This is a genomic window from Staphylococcus sp. EG-SA-18 (assembly GCF_017151825.1).
Lineage (GTDB): Bacteria > Bacillota > Bacilli > Staphylococcales > Staphylococcaceae > Staphylococcus > Staphylococcus aureus.
The window spans coordinates 13,410-29,381 of sequence record NZ_JACYVY010000005.1; the positions used below are offsets into that span (position 1 = coordinate 13,410).

The following is a 15,972-nucleotide window of genomic DNA, read 5'->3' on the forward strand; positions in this document are numbered from 1 at the left end:
TAATGCCGCTGCTTTTGATTCTTCATTTGATACAGCTGCACTTTTATCTGTTTCTGCTTGTGCTTCTTTTTTAGCTTCTTGAATCTCTTGTGCCTCTTGTGATGTATCACTCAAATTATTTGCACTTGCTTCTTCTTTTATTGCTGCTTGTTGTGCTTTTAATGCCGCTGCTTTTGATTCTTCATTTGATACAGCTGCACTTTTATCTGTTTCTGCTTGTGCTTCTTTTTTAGCTTCTTGAATCTCTTGTGCCTCTTGTGATGTATCACTCAAATTATTTGCACTTACTTCTTCTTTTATTGCTGCTTGTTGTGCTTTTAATGCTGCTTGCTCATTTTTAGATTTGTTTAAAAATCCTTCAACACGTTCTTTTGTAAAGGCAACCGTTTCTTCAAGTTGCGTTTTTCTTTCTTCAAATTTTTGCGACAGTTCTTGTTCTTTGACTTTTAAATCATCTGCTTTTTGATAAACTTTATTTTTAAAATACAAACCTAAAGCTGAACCAACAAGCGCGCCAGTTATAAAACTAACAACAAAATCTTTACGGTTGGGTAATGGTTCATTTTGATAAGTGTGTTTATTTTTTAATGTTCTTTTATTATTTTGTTGTTGCGTCATTTGTGTATCCTCCTATAACAAATGCACTTAAATAAGTAACAACCTCATTTAAGTGCATTTGTTTAATTATTAATTATTTATCTACTCGAGAAGTATAGCTATGATTTGCATCAGTTGCTACATTATTAGCTTTGTAATTTGCACTTCCACGACGGTAGTGTCTATTTTGCCATTTGTCTGCAATTTCCATTGCAACATTTGACCATTGAACAACTTGTGAGATTTTATCTTCATTTTGAGAAATATTATGTGTAATTGAATTTGTTACACGATCTACAGAGCTGTTTAACGTTTGTACTGAGTCACCGATACCTTTAACAGCATCTACAACTGAGTTTAAACGATCTACTTTACCTTGGATATCCTCAGTTAAACGGTTTACTTTATGAAGTAAATCTGTTGTTTCACGAGTAATACCTTGAACTTGACCTTCTACACCGTCAAGTGTTTTTGCAACATAATCTAAGTTTTTCTTAACAGAATTTAATACAGCTACGATACCGATACATAAAATTAAGAATGCAATCGCAGCGATAATTCCAGCAATTGGTAAAATCCAATCCATTAAAAACGCCTCCTAATTAACATGTAATAATGTCATTAATAATAAATACCCATACTACTCTATTATAAACATATTAAAACGCATTTTTCATGCCTAATTTATCTAAATATGCATTTTGTAATTTTTGAATATCACCTGCACCCATAAATAAAACAACAGCATTATCAAATTGTTCTAATACATTAATAGAATCTTCATTAATTAACGATGCACCTTCAATTTTATCAATTAAATCTTGTATCGTTAATGCGCCAGTATTTTCTCTAATTGATCCAAAAATTTCACATAAGAATACACGATCTGCTTTACTTAAACTTTCTGCAAATTCATTTAAAAATGCTTGTGTTCTAGAGAAAGTGTGTGGTTGAAATACTGCAACAACTTCTTTATGTGGATATTTCTTTCGTGCTGTTTCAATTGTAGCACTAATTTCTCTTGGATGGTGTGCATAATCATCTACAATAACTTGATTTGCAATTGTAGTTTCATTGAAACGACGTTTAACACCACCAAACGTTTCTAATGCTTCTTTAATATTTGTAACATCTAGCTTCTCTAAATAACTAATCGCAATTACAGCTAATGCATTTAAAACTGTATGGTCACCATATTGTGGAGACAGGAAGTGATCATAAAACTCACCATCCACATACACATCAAAAGCAGTACCTTTATCCGTAATTTGAATATTTTGAGCATAAATGTCATCCGAATCTTTAAATCCATAGTAATAAATTGGAACATCTGCTTCAATTTTACGTAGATGTTCATCATCACCCCAAGCAATAATACCTTTTTTAACATTATGTGCCATTTCTTGGAATGCATCAAAAACATCATTAATATCTTTAAAATAATCAGGATGATCGAAATCAATATTTGTCATAATTGCGTAATCAGGTTTATAACTTAAAAAGTGACGTCTATATTCACATGCCTCAAAAGCGAAATAGTCACTTTCAGGCAATCCCATACCTGTGCCATCACCAATTAAAAATGAAGTCTTTTTATCACCATTCATAACATGTGATAATAAACCTGTTGTAGAAGTTTTACCATGTGCACCAGTTACAGCTACTGAAGTATATTGATCAATAATCTGTCCTAAAAAATCATTATAACTTACAACATCTAATTTCAATTGATGTGCACGTACTATTTCTTCATGGCTACTCGCGAATGCATTACCTTGTATAACTACCATATCTTCTTTTATGTTATTAGCATCAAATGGTAATATTTTTATCCCCTTATTTCTAAGAGCAACTTCTGTAAATACGTAGTTCTCAATATCCGATCCTTGAACTTCATGTCCTAAATCATGCATGATTTGTGCTAATGAACTCATGCCAGAACCTTTAATTCCGACAAAATGATAGTGTGTCATTATATAAAACTCCTTACTCATAATTATTCTTTATTTAAATCTGCTTCCGTAACATAAACATCCCTTGGTTTTGAACCATTAGCACTCGAAACATAACCGAGTTGCTCTAATTGATCGATAATTCTTGCTGCTCTATTATAGCCAATTTGGAAATGTCTTTGGATTAATGATGTTGAAATATGTCCTTCATTAACCATAAATGCACAAACATCATCAAATAATTCATCTTGTGATTGTGTTTGTGTTTTTTTCAACAATTCTTTTTCTTCAAATAGATAGTCCGGTTCTCTTTGTTGTTTGATAAAATCAACAACATCATCAATTTCGTCATCAGAAACAAATGTACCTTGAACTCTAATCGGTTTATTCATACCGCTACCAAGATATAACATATCGCCATATCCTAACAAGCGTTCTGCTCCACCACTGTCTAATATCGTTCTCGAATCTACACTTGATGATACCATAAATGCAATTCTTGTTGGTATGTTGGCTTTAATTAAACCTGTAATTACATTGACAGATGGTCTTTGCGTAGCTACTAACATATGAATACCACATGCTCTTGCTTTTTGAGCAATTCTAGCAATAGACTGCTCAACTTCTTGCGGAGCCATCATCATTAAATCAGCCAACTCATCAATTACAATGACAATTTTTGGCATTCTTTCATCATATGGTGCTTTTTTGTTAAATGCTGTTATATTGCGTACATGGTAATGTGCAAATAACTTATAACGTCGTTCCATTTCTTCTACGGCCCATTTTAAACTCTGTGTAGCTGCTTTGACATCTGTAATTACCGGTGCAACTAAATGTGGCAAACCATTATAAGGAGCTAATTCAACCATTTTTGGATCGATAAGTAATAATCTTAATTCCTCAGGGTGATTTTTATATAGTAAAGACATCAAAATACTATTGATACAAACTGATTTCCCTGATCCAGTTGCACCTGCAATTAGTGCGTGTGGCGTTTTAGCAATATCCATAAGTAATGGTTCATTATTAATTCTATACCCCATCGCAACTGTTAATTTAGATTCAGCATTTTTAAAACTTGGAGATTCAATAATAGAACGTAAGTTGACTGTCGTTGGATTTTGGTTCGGAACTTCAATACCAACACGACTAGTTCCTGGAATAGGCGCTTCTATACGAATATCTTTCGCTGCCAATGCCATTTTAATGTCATCTTGTAATGCCGTAATTCTTGAAACTTTAACACCTTTTTCAACTGATAATTCAAATCTTGTAACACTTGGACCTTCAGTTACATCTTGTACTTCTGCAGGTACATTAAAGTAAAATAATGCGTCATTCAGTTCTTTCTTTTTATCTGTAATCCAGTCCTCGTCCGACTCAATAACTTGTGGTTCTTCTAGTAATGAAACACTTGGCAATTTAATATTTGGGCCTTTACGAATCATCGGCTTAGATGTTTGTACAGCTTGATTTGTTGCAACATCTTGTTGGTTCGTCCGAGGTCTATTTTCATTAGCTGTATCTTCATTTTGATTTGAAAATGAAGGCTGTAAATCTTTTTGTTGATCATCATTATCTTGTTGTCCACTAGTATTGTTTGGATGTGTTGTTTCTTCGCTTTCTTCAGTTATGTCGCTTACTTCTGAAACTGAAGACGAAGTTGATTGATCAACTTGCTCATCTTCCAATTGATTATCATCTTGGCTTTCTTCAAATATTTCCGTTTGAGTTGAATCAGCAGAAGGTTTCTGCTCTGAATATTGTTGTGCATTTTGATAATCATTTTCTGTTTCTGCATGGCCAATAAGTTGATTGTTCTCAACATTGTTTGATGTCATATTATTTGTTTTATATGCATTTGTGTTTGACTCTTGTGAATCAAATCTTGATGATGGTGCGGCTTGACTCGCAGGCTTGCTTTCACTCACAGCTTGTTTACTTTGTACAGGCTTTAATTCAGGCACATTGACTTTTGAATGCTTTTTACGATCCATCATACGCTTTTTATCAGATGGCGTCATGACAACATTAAATGGTCTTTTACTTAAAGTTGAAACCTTTTCAGTCTGTTTCTTTGGATTTACGTTTTCAATAGTTTTCTCTTCGACATTTTGTTCACTTTCAGCTGCTTCGTTTTGCACATTTTCTGTAATTTCTGCGTTATGCTTTTCTATTTCATTCATGCTTGAATCTTCCACAACATGACCATCATTCACATCATTCGTTTTCAATGAGTTGACATTTAAGTTTGTTTGGTCATCTTTTTTATGACGCGGTGCTAATTCAATTTCATTATCAACCGTTTTATCGATATTATTAACTTGAGATTCAGTTACTGCGTGCTCTTGCGTTTTAGGAGCGTCTACATGCATTTCAGACGCGTTTCTATTGGTATTATCTTCGATATTTGAAGTAGTATCCTCATCTGCTTCTGTATCATTTAATTCATAAAATTCTGCATCATCGATTTGACTTCCTGAATATTCTTCTTTATTCGTTGCTCCATCTTCTTCTGAATCAGCAATTAATCTGGATTGATTTTTTAGTTCATCTTTATCATTTACTTCAACGTTATGTTGTAGTGCTGATTGATGTTGAGACGTTACATTCGAAACCGTAACTTCATCATCTGACAATTGTTTTGTTGTCGATACTTGATTCAAACTAACTTCCTCATAATTGTATGGACTTTCATCTACATGAGTGTCATTAGTGTCTTCATTTTGTATTGACGCTTGTTTATTTTCATCATTTGATACAGTTTCATTCTCTATGCCATTTGTATGAAGCTGACTAGCATCTGTACTATTATCTGTTAAGTCACTATCATCATTTAATGAACTATCACCAACATAGCGTTCCGCTTGTTTAGCATACATTTCATCAATTGCACGTTGTATTGCATCTTGCTCTTCGTTTTTATGTTCTTCACGCTTTTGTTGCAACGCTTTTTTAAATCGACGCTTTTGAAGCACTTTACGTTCTCGTTCACGTCTAATTTCTTCAACAATTTGTGAAGCATAAATATTTTCAATTTTGATAGTATTATCAACTTTTGAATAATTAGGCATTGATTTTGTTGTTGATGATACATTTTCATCAGATGATTTAGATGCAGTTCCTTGTTTGACAACACTATCATTTTGTTTTTCTTGTTCTAATTGTTTATTTTGAGACGTTTGCGTCTTAGCTACATATTTATCATATTTTTGTTTATCTGACTCAACTTTTTCTGAAGGTTTACTTACAGGGATACGACCATTTTCTAACTTTTTAGGTTTCATTGTGCCAAAAATAGCTGACGGTACCTCTGAAGTCTTGAAACTTTCTTTGTGATAATCTGGAGTTGAATCTTTAGCACGATGATTTGTATTATTAGAATACATATTATGTGTTTTTGACTTGTGCGTTTCCTTCTCAATACCATTAATTGCAGAAACATATGTACCTGGCTTATTCGTATGGTAATGTGAATGATCTTTATATTTTATACTTTGCTGTGATATTTTAGAATTCCCACGTTGTTCACTATAATTTTGTTCTTCAGTTGTTTGATTTCTTCTACGGCGATGTCGTTTTTGTGAACGAGAATCGTGGCTTTGTTTGCGATAGTCTCGATGGTATTGTTCTTTTTCATCTGAAATAGTATCTGCAGATTGTTCAACATTTTCATTTTCATAAGCTACGCTCATAGGAAAACGGAATTTTCCCCTCGGACGACTATAAATATCATTATTTTGAGGCAGTAATGAGTCATGATCGTTATCTATATTTTGTGATTCTTGACGTCTTTTTTTCTTTCTATGAATCAAGTCATCATTTGAATCATTATCTTCGCCGAATAATTTATCAAACCAGCTCATATTTTCACTACCTTCCTTAATTATTCAAAAAATGCCTGTCCAATTTCATAGCTGTCATTTAATACCATAATACCTTTTTCTTCAGGTGCATTAGGTAAATTCAATTCTTTCATTGAACAAATCATACCGCTTGAGGCAACACCACGTAATTCAGCATCTTTAATTACCATACCGCTAGGCATCACTGCACCTACTTTAGCAACAACAACTTTCTGTCCAGCTTCAACGTTAGGCGCGCCACATACAATTTGTAATGTGTCATTTCCAACGTTTACATTTAGTACACTTAATTTATCTGCATCAGGATGTTTGTCTTTAGTTTCAACGTAGCCAACTACAAATTTCGGTGATAGATCAGCATTTAATTTATAATCAAAACCAGCTTCTGAAATACGCTTTTGGAATACATTTACAAGTTCATCAGTTAATTTAATATGACCTTTTTCTTCAATTGTTATATCTTTTGAAATTTCAAAAATATTATAACCTACAACATTACCTTCATTAGTAATTTCAACAACATTACCTTTTTTATTGTAGTTTAATTCACCTTCAACTGGTTCAATTTGTAAAAATGCGACATCTCCTACATATTTAGGATTGTAAAATAAATTCATTATGACAAAACTCCTTATCCAATTATTTCTATTTATCTTTATTAAATTTACGACGATTTGCTTCTAAACGCTGAATCACGTTTGGATCTCTTTTTTGTTTATTATTTTTACCTAAAATAAATATCGGTTCAAGATGACCCTGTTTATATCCAAAGGATAATGATGTAATTGGAACTAGACCTTTAGTGAAAAATTCCATTGTTAAATGTGCCATCACATCATATCCTGTTTTATTGCGTATATCTGCAATAATTAACACATCTTGGTGTGGCACTGCTACGAGCATTTCGCCTTGACATTGTGCCTCAATTTCATTTAAAAATGCAGTATTTAGTATCCTACTTGCATCATACCCGTCATTTGAGTTAATAAAATAAAAAATATTACCTTTTACTTCATCAGTCGTATATGAATTTGACAATTTTCTAACATTAAACAGAGACATTTCTCTTATTTGTTGTTCAGTTAACTTCAAATCCTCTAACATGCTTTCGTCAATTAGACGATATGATTTCCCTAAATCGACTGCATAATAAACTGCTGTTTCTGCAGTATGCTCATCATAGATAAAAGGAACACCTTGTTTAGTTTTTTTATCAAAGCTAGTCGCTCTAATGACAGGCATAATTTGACTAGATGATATACTCTCAAGGGTTTTATCTGCCATTTGTGCAATAGCTTCATCAACGTAATAAACAATTTCATCTACAATTTTTTCTTTTTTATCTTCATATTTTGCGACTATAGCGTTAAGTTTAATCGTGATACCTTTGTTATTATCTGTTCGATAAATACGCAAAGTTTCTTCTTCACGATTAAATTTAAAATCAACGTCTAAATGGCTTAAACGTTCCTTTAATTTATCTCTCATTTGAAAGGTATTCATATGTAACACTCCTAATTTCGCACCTTATAATAGTTTACAATAAATCAACACATAGTAACAGAGAAAAACGAGTATTACCCCGTTTTTCTCTAGTCTAAATTACACGTATTGAGCTAAAAATGCATCTATCTGTTCAATTGATTTTCGTTCTTTTCCAATATAACTTCCAAGCAGTTCTCCATTTTTATATACTAGAAAACTTGGAATACCCATAATACCATTTTCAATACAAATATCCATAAATTTATCACGGTCTACTGATACGAAGTCAAACATAGGATATCTCGCTTCTAATTCCGGTAAATCTGGTTCTATCACTCTACAATCTGGACACCAGCCTGCAGTGAATTCAAATACTGTAGCACCTTGTTTTAAAGATTCAAATTGTTGTTCTGATTCAAGTTGTTTCATTTTTATGTCTCCTTAATTAATGAATATATATAACTATTTAGAGATAATAGTTGTTATTACCCGATTATTTATATTGTAATGTTTCTATTTGATTATTATCTAAATTACAAATGGCTTCTGAAAGTAAAGATCTAGCTGCAAAATAGTCTCTTATATCAAATACTGAGTCTGTACTATGAATATATCGTGCACATACACCAATAACTGCAGTCGGAATACCAATATTAGCTTTATGAATTTCTCCACCATCTGTTCCACCTGGTGACATATAGTATTGATGTTCAATGTCATGTGCTTCTACTAACTTTAATAAATAGTCTCTAAATACAGGCTTTAAAATCATTGTACCGTCTTTTATGCGAATTAACGTCCCTTTACCAAGTTCACCAGATAATGGTTGGCTTCCTTTAACGTCATTGGCAGGTGAACAATCGACTACAAATGCAACGTCTGGGTCTATCATCTCTGCAGATGCTTTCGCACCTCGTAATCCAACCTCTTCTTGAACATTTGCGCCAACATACAAGTCTACATCTAATTCTATATCTTTTAATAATTCTAGTATTTCAATTGCCAAGACACAACCATAACGATTATCCCATGCTTTAGCACTATATCGATGTTCAGATAACTGTGTGAATGGCGTGTGAGGTACAATTGTATCTCCTATATCTATTCCGCGCTCACGCACCTCATCTTCATTTTGAGCACCTATATCTAATGTTAAATCTTTAATTTCCGGTGCGCCTTCACTACCAGTACGAAAATGTTTAGGTATATTAGAAACAACACCGATAATTTTATCGCCATTTCTATTTTTAATTACTAAGCGTTGTCCTTGCCAAATATCATTTGCAACACCACCTAAATTTGTGAATTGAATCATTCCATTTTTAGTGATATTTGTAATCATAAATCCGATTTCATCCATATGTGCTGCAATCATTACACGTTTTGCATTTGGATTTTTAGATTTTTTCACACCAAAAAATCCACCCATACGATTTTCAATAAATTCATCTACGTACGGCGCCATTTGCTGAGTCATATAATTTTTTACTTCTTCTTCAAAACCTGGTGCCCCATGAAGCTCAGTTAAAGTTTGAATTCGTTGTAATGTTACTTTTTTATTTATGTTCATAAAAGTTCTCACTCCTTATAAGTTATTATATCATCTTCAATATGGTAAACTAATGATATGAATTTGAAATCAAGGGAGCATAAATGATGACTAAACTGAAATATATAATTCCAACAATAATTGCAGTAGCCATTGTAATTATTTCTACCATTTCAATCATCCAATATATTAATCGTAAACGCTATAATCCCGTTAAAGTACTTAATGAAGTAAAATCATATTTTATGAATGTCAAAGGCTCATATATCGTTTATGAACCATTCGTTCATCCTGAAACTGATAAATACCGTTTAGTTTATCAAGGTGGAATTACAACTATTAAAAATGGTCAAAATATTCATTATGATTTTTATGCAGATGCATATACTGGTGAAGTCATTAACATTGTAGAGCGTTAATACGAATTTTATCCATATTTGATTTGGATCGTAAAACTTAAAAATGAGCCACACCCTAATTAGTAAGATTGGATGTGGCTCAATTTTTTATTTTTGAAAATTTGTTTAGTAATACATCTTTATTTTAGTTATTATCAACTAATGTTTCACGTAAAATATATGCATCTATGTTTTCACCATCATCGCTGTATTTTACAGCAAAGTAGTTTTCATCATGATAAAACAAGAACCAATATTGTTGCTGAATAAAATATGGTATCATGCGTTCTTTTTCACGAATCGATTGCATAGGATAATCATCATATGCCGTTACCCATAGAGGATTTTTATGTGCAGTAGTTGGGAATATATCACCCATATGAACTGCTTTATCTCCTTGACTTTCAATCGTAATAATCGTGTGGCCAAAGCTATGACCTCCACTATGTTGCATCTTGATACCCGGAACCGGTTCAAAATGTTTTTCGAATAAAATCAACTTGTTACTATAATCGCCTTTATTCTTATCCCAGTAAGTTGATTTACTTCTTATATTAGGTGCAATAAACTCATGCCACTCATCTTGTTGCACAACATGAATCGCATTTTCAAAAATTGCATGTCCCGCTTGATCAGTCAAACCGGCAGCATGATCAAAATGCATATGTGTCATTAGCACATAATCAATATCCTTTGGCGTTAAATTATAATTTGCCAAATCAGTAATAATATGACTTTCTTCATCTACTCCAAAATTACGTAATTGCTTTTCAGATAATTTACCATTACCAATACCCGCATCTATAATCAAATTATATTGAGCCGTTTGAATCAAAATTGGATGTGTCGGTAAATTGATTTGATTTCGTTCATTTGCATTGTATTGCTTTGACCACAACGGCTTCGGAACAACACCAAACATTGCACCGCCATCCATTTTTGTATTGCCGCCATTTAGATAATGAATAGATATATCCCCGATTTTCACAACATCACCTATTCTTTCTGTATTCGTTATTACAATTAGCATGTGTTTATTACATCATATCACTATTCATAAATGCGAACAAAAACGAAACGCCCCACACTAATACACTTCTAACTACTTATAAAGATTAATGCAATCATATTATATGTAAATGCATCATAACCATCGGACTGTAATTTTAAATTAATAATTAAAATTTCCAAGTAAAATGCAAGCTTTATTCTTTTAAATCAAAGGTATTTAGTATAACATTGTTCATAGGCGCAATTGTCTCCTTTAGTTTAGGTTTGGTCACTTTAAATTACAGAGGCAATTGCGCTTTTTTATATTCAAAATCAAAAAATCGGACAGATGAAAAGTAAAATACTTTTTCTATCAGTCCGATTTATTATAGAACCCTTTTACTATAGAACCATTATAGTACGAAAAAACACTTATGATTGTATGTGTACATACCCTCATAAGTGCTTTATTTTTGTGAATGGAATTTCGCTTCCATACGATAAATACGTGACCCTTTATTCGAAAATTTCTTTTCATATTCTGTTAGAATATTACTGCCATCGTCTTCTTGATGTAAATTTAGATTTATTTTTGTAAAATACATTCCAAATTGAGACATACTTTCTAAACTGTAGGCAAATAGTCCTCTGTTATCAGTTTTAAAATGTAAATCTCCTTCATCATTTAAGATTTGTTGATACAACGCTAAAAACGTATGATACGTTAAACGTCGTTTTGCGTGACGATTTTTTGGCCATGGATCTGAAAAGTTCAAATAAATACGCGAAACTTCGCCGTCTTTAAAATATTCATTTAATTCAATGGCATCATTACAAATAATCTTTAAATTTGTTAAACTCATCTCTTTAACTTTATCCAATACTTTATAAACGATACTTTTCTCACGTTCCATTGAAATATAGTTAATATGAGGATTTTGAGCAGCTAATGTTGTAATAAACTGCCCCATACCCGAACCAATTTCAATGTGTATCGGTTGCGTTTTATCAAACCATTCAGTCATTTTCCCTGCATGTTGACCGTACATGTCAACCAATTCAGGATGATCTTTTAAATAATCTTCAGCCCATGGTTTGTATCGAACTCTCATATTTTATTCTCCTCTTAAATAAACATGTTACTATTCATAACTTGATTTAGGAATTTAAGCCAAGTGTTCATATCCTTATATCTTTTTTGCTCTTCATACCATTGCACAAGACCTATAGATTGAATTACCGTATACCATTTCATACGTTTATTTAAATTCAAGCTCTCTTGAACACCATATGTTTCAAGCCATTCAGACCATTGTTGTTGTGGAACATAGTTGTAAAGCAGCATTCCGATATCAATTGCCGGGTCTGCGATCATTGCACCTTCCCAATCGACTAAAAATAGTTCATCTCGATCAGATAATAACCAATTATTATGATTCACATCACCATGTACAACAGTGAAAAAACGTGAATCTAAACTCGGTATATGCTCTTCTAAATAGGTTAATGATTTTCTCACAATATGATGTGTTAAAACTTCTCTTGATAAAGAGGCATTAATTTTATTAAGCATAATCTCAGGAGTAATAGGTTCCATTTCCATACGCTTTAACATACTTAATAAAGGTCTAGAATTGTGTATCTTCTTTAATAAATGTGCAACTCTTGTTTGCTTCATTTCGTTTGAAGATAGTTCACGGCCATTTTTCCAATGTTGTGCTGTAACAACCTCGCCTGTTTCTATGCGCTTCGTCCATACTAATTTGGGCACAATACCTTCTGCTGATAATGCCGCAATAAATGGATTTGAATTTCGTTTTAAAAACAACTTTTGTCCATCTTGTTCAGCCATATATGCTTCGCCAGATGCACCACCTGCAGAATCAAGTGTCCACCCTAATTGATAAAACTGCTCCAACTCGTCCACCTCACTTTCAATTAGAAAATGGCTCTAGAAATAGGTTTTTCAAGAGCCATATATTCTAATTTATAACACCATACTGGTACAAATATTATGTCCAGATAATTATTGTAAATCCTCAACTAATGCCTACATTACACGACTAAATTTAAATCGTAATGTCTGTCATTGACACCATACATTCTATAGTCACTTACTTGACATAAAATGTTACCGTGTCTAAAACTACATGTTTTTGTAACTTTTGTAGGCGATAAACTCTAGTTTTCAAAATAATTGCTATCCCATTTTCATGGTTAGCATAAATTTATGAACTGTAACATTTACGTACTTAGTAAAATATGATGCACATCATATTTGTAACTCATAGAAAATTTTATAATTTTTATCATTATATTTCAACTGAAAATGAGAAACAAAATGGCACTTTTTACTAATATGTGTTTTCTAAACAATACTTTTAAGCTTCGTTTTAAATTATAACATAATTCACTTACGAAAGTTGATAAATTTAAGTAATTTAATCTAAAAATATGATGAAAGAATTTTAAATACTGTGTGACTCTATATACTTTTCAAATCCTTCTTGTAGTTGACGTGTAATTGGGCCAACTTTACCATCATTAACTGGTTCACCATCTAATTTAATAACAGGTGTAACCTCAGCTGAAGTACTTGAAACAATAACTTCATCTGCGTTTCTCAAGAAATCTACAGTAAACGTTTCTTCTTTAAATGGGATATTATAGTCTTCGGCAATTTTTTTAATTACAATTCGTGTAATACCATTAAGAATATAGTTGTTAATCGGATGTGTATAAATCACACCGTCTTTAATTGCATAAGCATTACTTGAAGATCCTTCAGTGACAGTTTCGCCTCGATGTTGGATTGCTTCAACGGCATTGTATTTTACAGCATATTCTTTTGCTAATACATTTCCTAATAAATTCAAGCTTTTAATGTCGCAACGTAACCATCGGATATCTTCAACGGTAACACCATTCACACCATTTTCTAAATGATCATAAGGACGATCATAACTCTTTGTATAAGCAACAATTGCTGGTTCTACTTCAGGTGTTGGGAAGCTATGATTTCTTTCAGCTACACCTCGCGTTGCTTGAATATAAATTGCCCCAGTTTCAATTTGATTCATATCAACTAATTTACGAGATAGTTCAATTAATTCTTCTACAGAATAATTTAAATCTAAACCAATCTCATTGGCACTACGTAAAAATCTTTCATAATGTTCTGTTACTGTAAATAACTTACCATTATATACTCGAATGTATTCATAAATACCATCGCCAAATACGTATCCTCTGTCGTTGTATGAAACCTTTGCTTCACTTGGACTTACAAACTCACCATTTAAAAAAATTTTTTCCATATATTATTCCTCCACGCATAATGAATAAATTGCTTCTAAGTAAATACTAGTTGCGTTAAATAACTGTTTTTTAGTGATATATTCATTTTTCTGATGCATTAAATCTTCAGAATCACTAAACATTGCGCCAAATGCTACACCCTTGTCTAAGTTTCTCGCATAAGTACCGCCACCTATAGTATAAGGTTCAGTCATATCATTTGTTTGATTTCTATATGCAGTAACTAACTTTTGTACAAAAGGATCATTTTTATCAACATAATGTGGTGGTTGGACTTTACCTAATTTCACTTCAAAGCCATATTGTTGAATCTCATTTGCAAAACGATCCATAGCTTTTTCAAATTCAAATCCTTCTGGATAGCGCAAGTTGATACCGAAAAGACCCGCATTTTCATTATCATATGTAATAACACCAATGTTATTTGTCACGTCACCCATGACATCTGTATGGAATTTCATTCCCATCTTTTCACCAAAATCTGAATCAAATAAGTAGCGATTACTAAATGCTACAAACGCTTGTGCATTATTATCAAGATTTAATGATGCCAAGAATTTTAGTAAGTAAAGACCCGCATTCACACCGATAGATGGATCCATACCATGAACCGCTTTACCTTCAACTGTTAAAACTAGAATGCCACTATCAACAGTACTATCACCTTGTAAATGATTTTGTTCTAAAAAGTACTCAAAGTCTTGAATAACATCTGTCATATTTTCTTTAACAAGCACTCTTGCTTCTGCATGATCAGGCACCATGTTGTAACGTTCACCAGATTTAAAAGTTATTAATTCATAATCAGGTTCATCTTGATCTTCAGCAAGCTTATTTTGAACTAAGTCAAATGTTGTAATGCCTTTTTCACCATGAATACACGGAAATTCTGCATCTGGTGCAAAACCTAATGTTGGCATTTCTTCTGTTTTAAAATAGCGATCCGTACATTTCCAATCAGATTCTTCATCCGTACCAATAATCATATGAATACGTTTCTTCCAATCCACATTCATATCTTCTAATATCTTAATTGCATAATAAGCAGCAATTGTTGGACCTTTGTCATCAAGTGTACCTCTAGCTATGATAGCATCTTCTGTTACAACCGGCTCGAACGGATTACTATCCCATCCATCACCAGCAGGAACAACGTCAACATGACATAAGATACCTAATACGTCATTTCCTTTACCTGCCTCAATTCTTCCTGCAATATGATCCACATCATGTGTTGTAAATCCATCTCTATGTGCAATTTCATACATGTAGTCTAATGCCTTACGAGGACCTGGACCAACTGGTGCGTCTTCTGATGCTTTTGCATCATCTCTCACACTTTCAATTGCTAATAATCCTTTTAAGTCATTAATGATTTGATCTTCGTATTGTTGAACTTTTTCTTTCCACATTCGAAATCGACTTCCTTTTTTCTATAAGTTAAATTCTATTTTACATGAAATGATATAAAAACTACAATAAGATGTCAGAAAATAATAAAAAGGAACAAAACGATGCTATCGATATGACACAAATCATAAATAGCTGCTTTGTTCCTTTTTTAATTTATATATTTAAAATACACATATTCAAGAACTCGAGATATAAGTCAATGTACTAGGCACACAATTTAATATTGACAGTAATTAACCGAACGAAAATGCGCCCCGGGGCCCCCAACATAGAGAATTTCGAAAAGAAATTCTACAGACAATGCAAGTTGGCGAGGCCCCAACACAGAAACTGGCCAACAGTCAGCTTTCAATAATGTGCAAGTTGGGGTAAGGGCCCCAACATAGAGAATTTCGAAAAGA

At 32.7% G+C, this 15,972-nt stretch carries 13 protein-coding genes and 1 pseudogene (1 of these 14 cut by a window edge); 1 reads left to right on the plus strand and 13 read right to left on the minus strand.

The genetic code is table 11. The features are described 5' to 3' along the window. The 8 genes and pseudogenes from IDG66_RS01790 to IDG66_RS01825 all read right to left on the minus strand — a co-directional run. A pseudogene (locus IDG66_RS01790) lies at positions 1–618 on the minus strand (hypothetical protein); it reaches 884 nt to the left of the window's first position. Between the two features lie 73 nt (positions 619–691). Next, positions 692–1,183 carry a DUF948 domain-containing protein gene (locus IDG66_RS01795; RefSeq protein ID WP_000383814.1) on the minus strand — a complete coding sequence of 164 codons (492 nt, stop codon included), beginning with the start codon at positions 1,181–1,183 and terminating at the stop codon, positions 692–694. Between the two features lie 73 nt (positions 1,184–1,256). Next, positions 1,257–2,570: a UDP-N-acetylmuramate--L-alanine ligase gene (murC, locus tag IDG66_RS01800; RefSeq protein WP_000150169.1), complete on the minus strand. Its 1,314-nt coding sequence runs from the start codon at positions 2,568–2,570 to the stop codon at positions 1,257–1,259. Positions 2,571–2,593: 23 nt separating this feature from the next. Then, positions 2,594–6,418 carry a DNA translocase FtsK gene (locus IDG66_RS01805; RefSeq protein ID WP_000118311.1) on the minus strand — a complete coding sequence of 1,275 codons (3,825 nt, stop codon included), beginning with the start codon at positions 6,416–6,418 and terminating at the stop codon, positions 2,594–2,596. A 20-nt stretch (positions 6,419–6,438) separates the two neighbouring features. After that, a complete protein-coding gene (gene ytpR / locus IDG66_RS01810; RefSeq protein WP_001048368.1) occupies positions 6,439–7,035 on the minus strand; it encodes a YtpR family tRNA-binding protein in 597 nt (198 codons plus the stop codon). Between the two features lie 28 nt (positions 7,036–7,063). Continuing rightward, the gene (locus IDG66_RS01815; RefSeq protein ID WP_001091387.1) at positions 7,064–7,921 is read right to left on the minus strand and encodes a DUF1444 domain-containing protein; all 858 of its coding nucleotides are present in this window, start codon (positions 7,919–7,921) and stop codon (positions 7,064–7,066) included. Positions 7,922–8,020: 99 nt separating this feature from the next. Then, a complete protein-coding gene (locus IDG66_RS01820; RefSeq protein WP_000811163.1) occupies positions 8,021–8,332 on the minus strand; it encodes a thioredoxin family protein in 312 nt (103 codons plus the stop codon). Positions 8,333–8,396: 64 nt separating this feature from the next. After that, positions 8,397–9,473, minus strand: a complete 1,077-nt coding sequence (locus IDG66_RS01825; protein WP_001024577.1) for a M42 family metallopeptidase — start codon at positions 9,471–9,473, stop codon at positions 8,397–8,399. Positions 9,474–9,559: 86 nt separating this feature from the next. Here IDG66_RS01825 and IDG66_RS01830 point away from each other — a divergent pair, with 86 nt between their 5' ends. Next, complete coding sequence (locus tag IDG66_RS01830) at positions 9,560–9,871, plus strand: PepSY domain-containing protein (protein ID WP_000163829.1); 312 nt, start codon at positions 9,560–9,562, stop codon at positions 9,869–9,871. A gap of 124 nt (positions 9,872–9,995) precedes the next feature. On the opposite strand, the gene IDG66_RS01835 is transcribed toward IDG66_RS01830, so the two are convergent. From IDG66_RS01835 to sapep, 5 genes are all read right to left on the minus strand, one after another. Continuing rightward, complete coding sequence (locus tag IDG66_RS01835) at positions 9,996–10,838, minus strand: YtnP family quorum-quenching lactonase (protein ID WP_001823213.1); 843 nt, start codon at positions 10,836–10,838, stop codon at positions 9,996–9,998. A gap of 469 nt (positions 10,839–11,307) precedes the next feature. After that, the gene (gene trmB, locus IDG66_RS01840) at positions 11,308–11,952 is read right to left on the minus strand and encodes a tRNA (guanosine(46)-N7)-methyltransferase TrmB (RefSeq protein ID WP_103143696.1); all 645 of its coding nucleotides are present in this window, start codon (positions 11,950–11,952) and stop codon (positions 11,308–11,310) included. Positions 11,953–11,966: 14 nt separating this feature from the next. After that, on the minus strand, positions 11,967–12,758 hold the full coding sequence (locus IDG66_RS01845; RefSeq protein WP_000434766.1) for a phosphotransferase family protein: 792 nt from the start codon (positions 12,756–12,758) through the stop codon (positions 11,967–11,969). A gap of 550 nt (positions 12,759–13,308) precedes the next feature. Further along, complete coding sequence (dat, locus tag IDG66_RS01850; RefSeq protein ID WP_000411087.1) at positions 13,309–14,157, minus strand: D-amino-acid transaminase; 849 nt, start codon at positions 14,155–14,157, stop codon at positions 13,309–13,311. Positions 14,158–14,160: 3 nt separating this feature from the next. Further along, positions 14,161–15,570: an Mn(2+)-dependent dipeptidase Sapep gene (gene sapep / locus IDG66_RS01855; protein WP_000265409.1), complete on the minus strand. Its 1,410-nt coding sequence runs from the start codon at positions 15,568–15,570 to the stop codon at positions 14,161–14,163. Between the last annotated feature and the right edge of the window lie 402 nt (positions 15,571–15,972).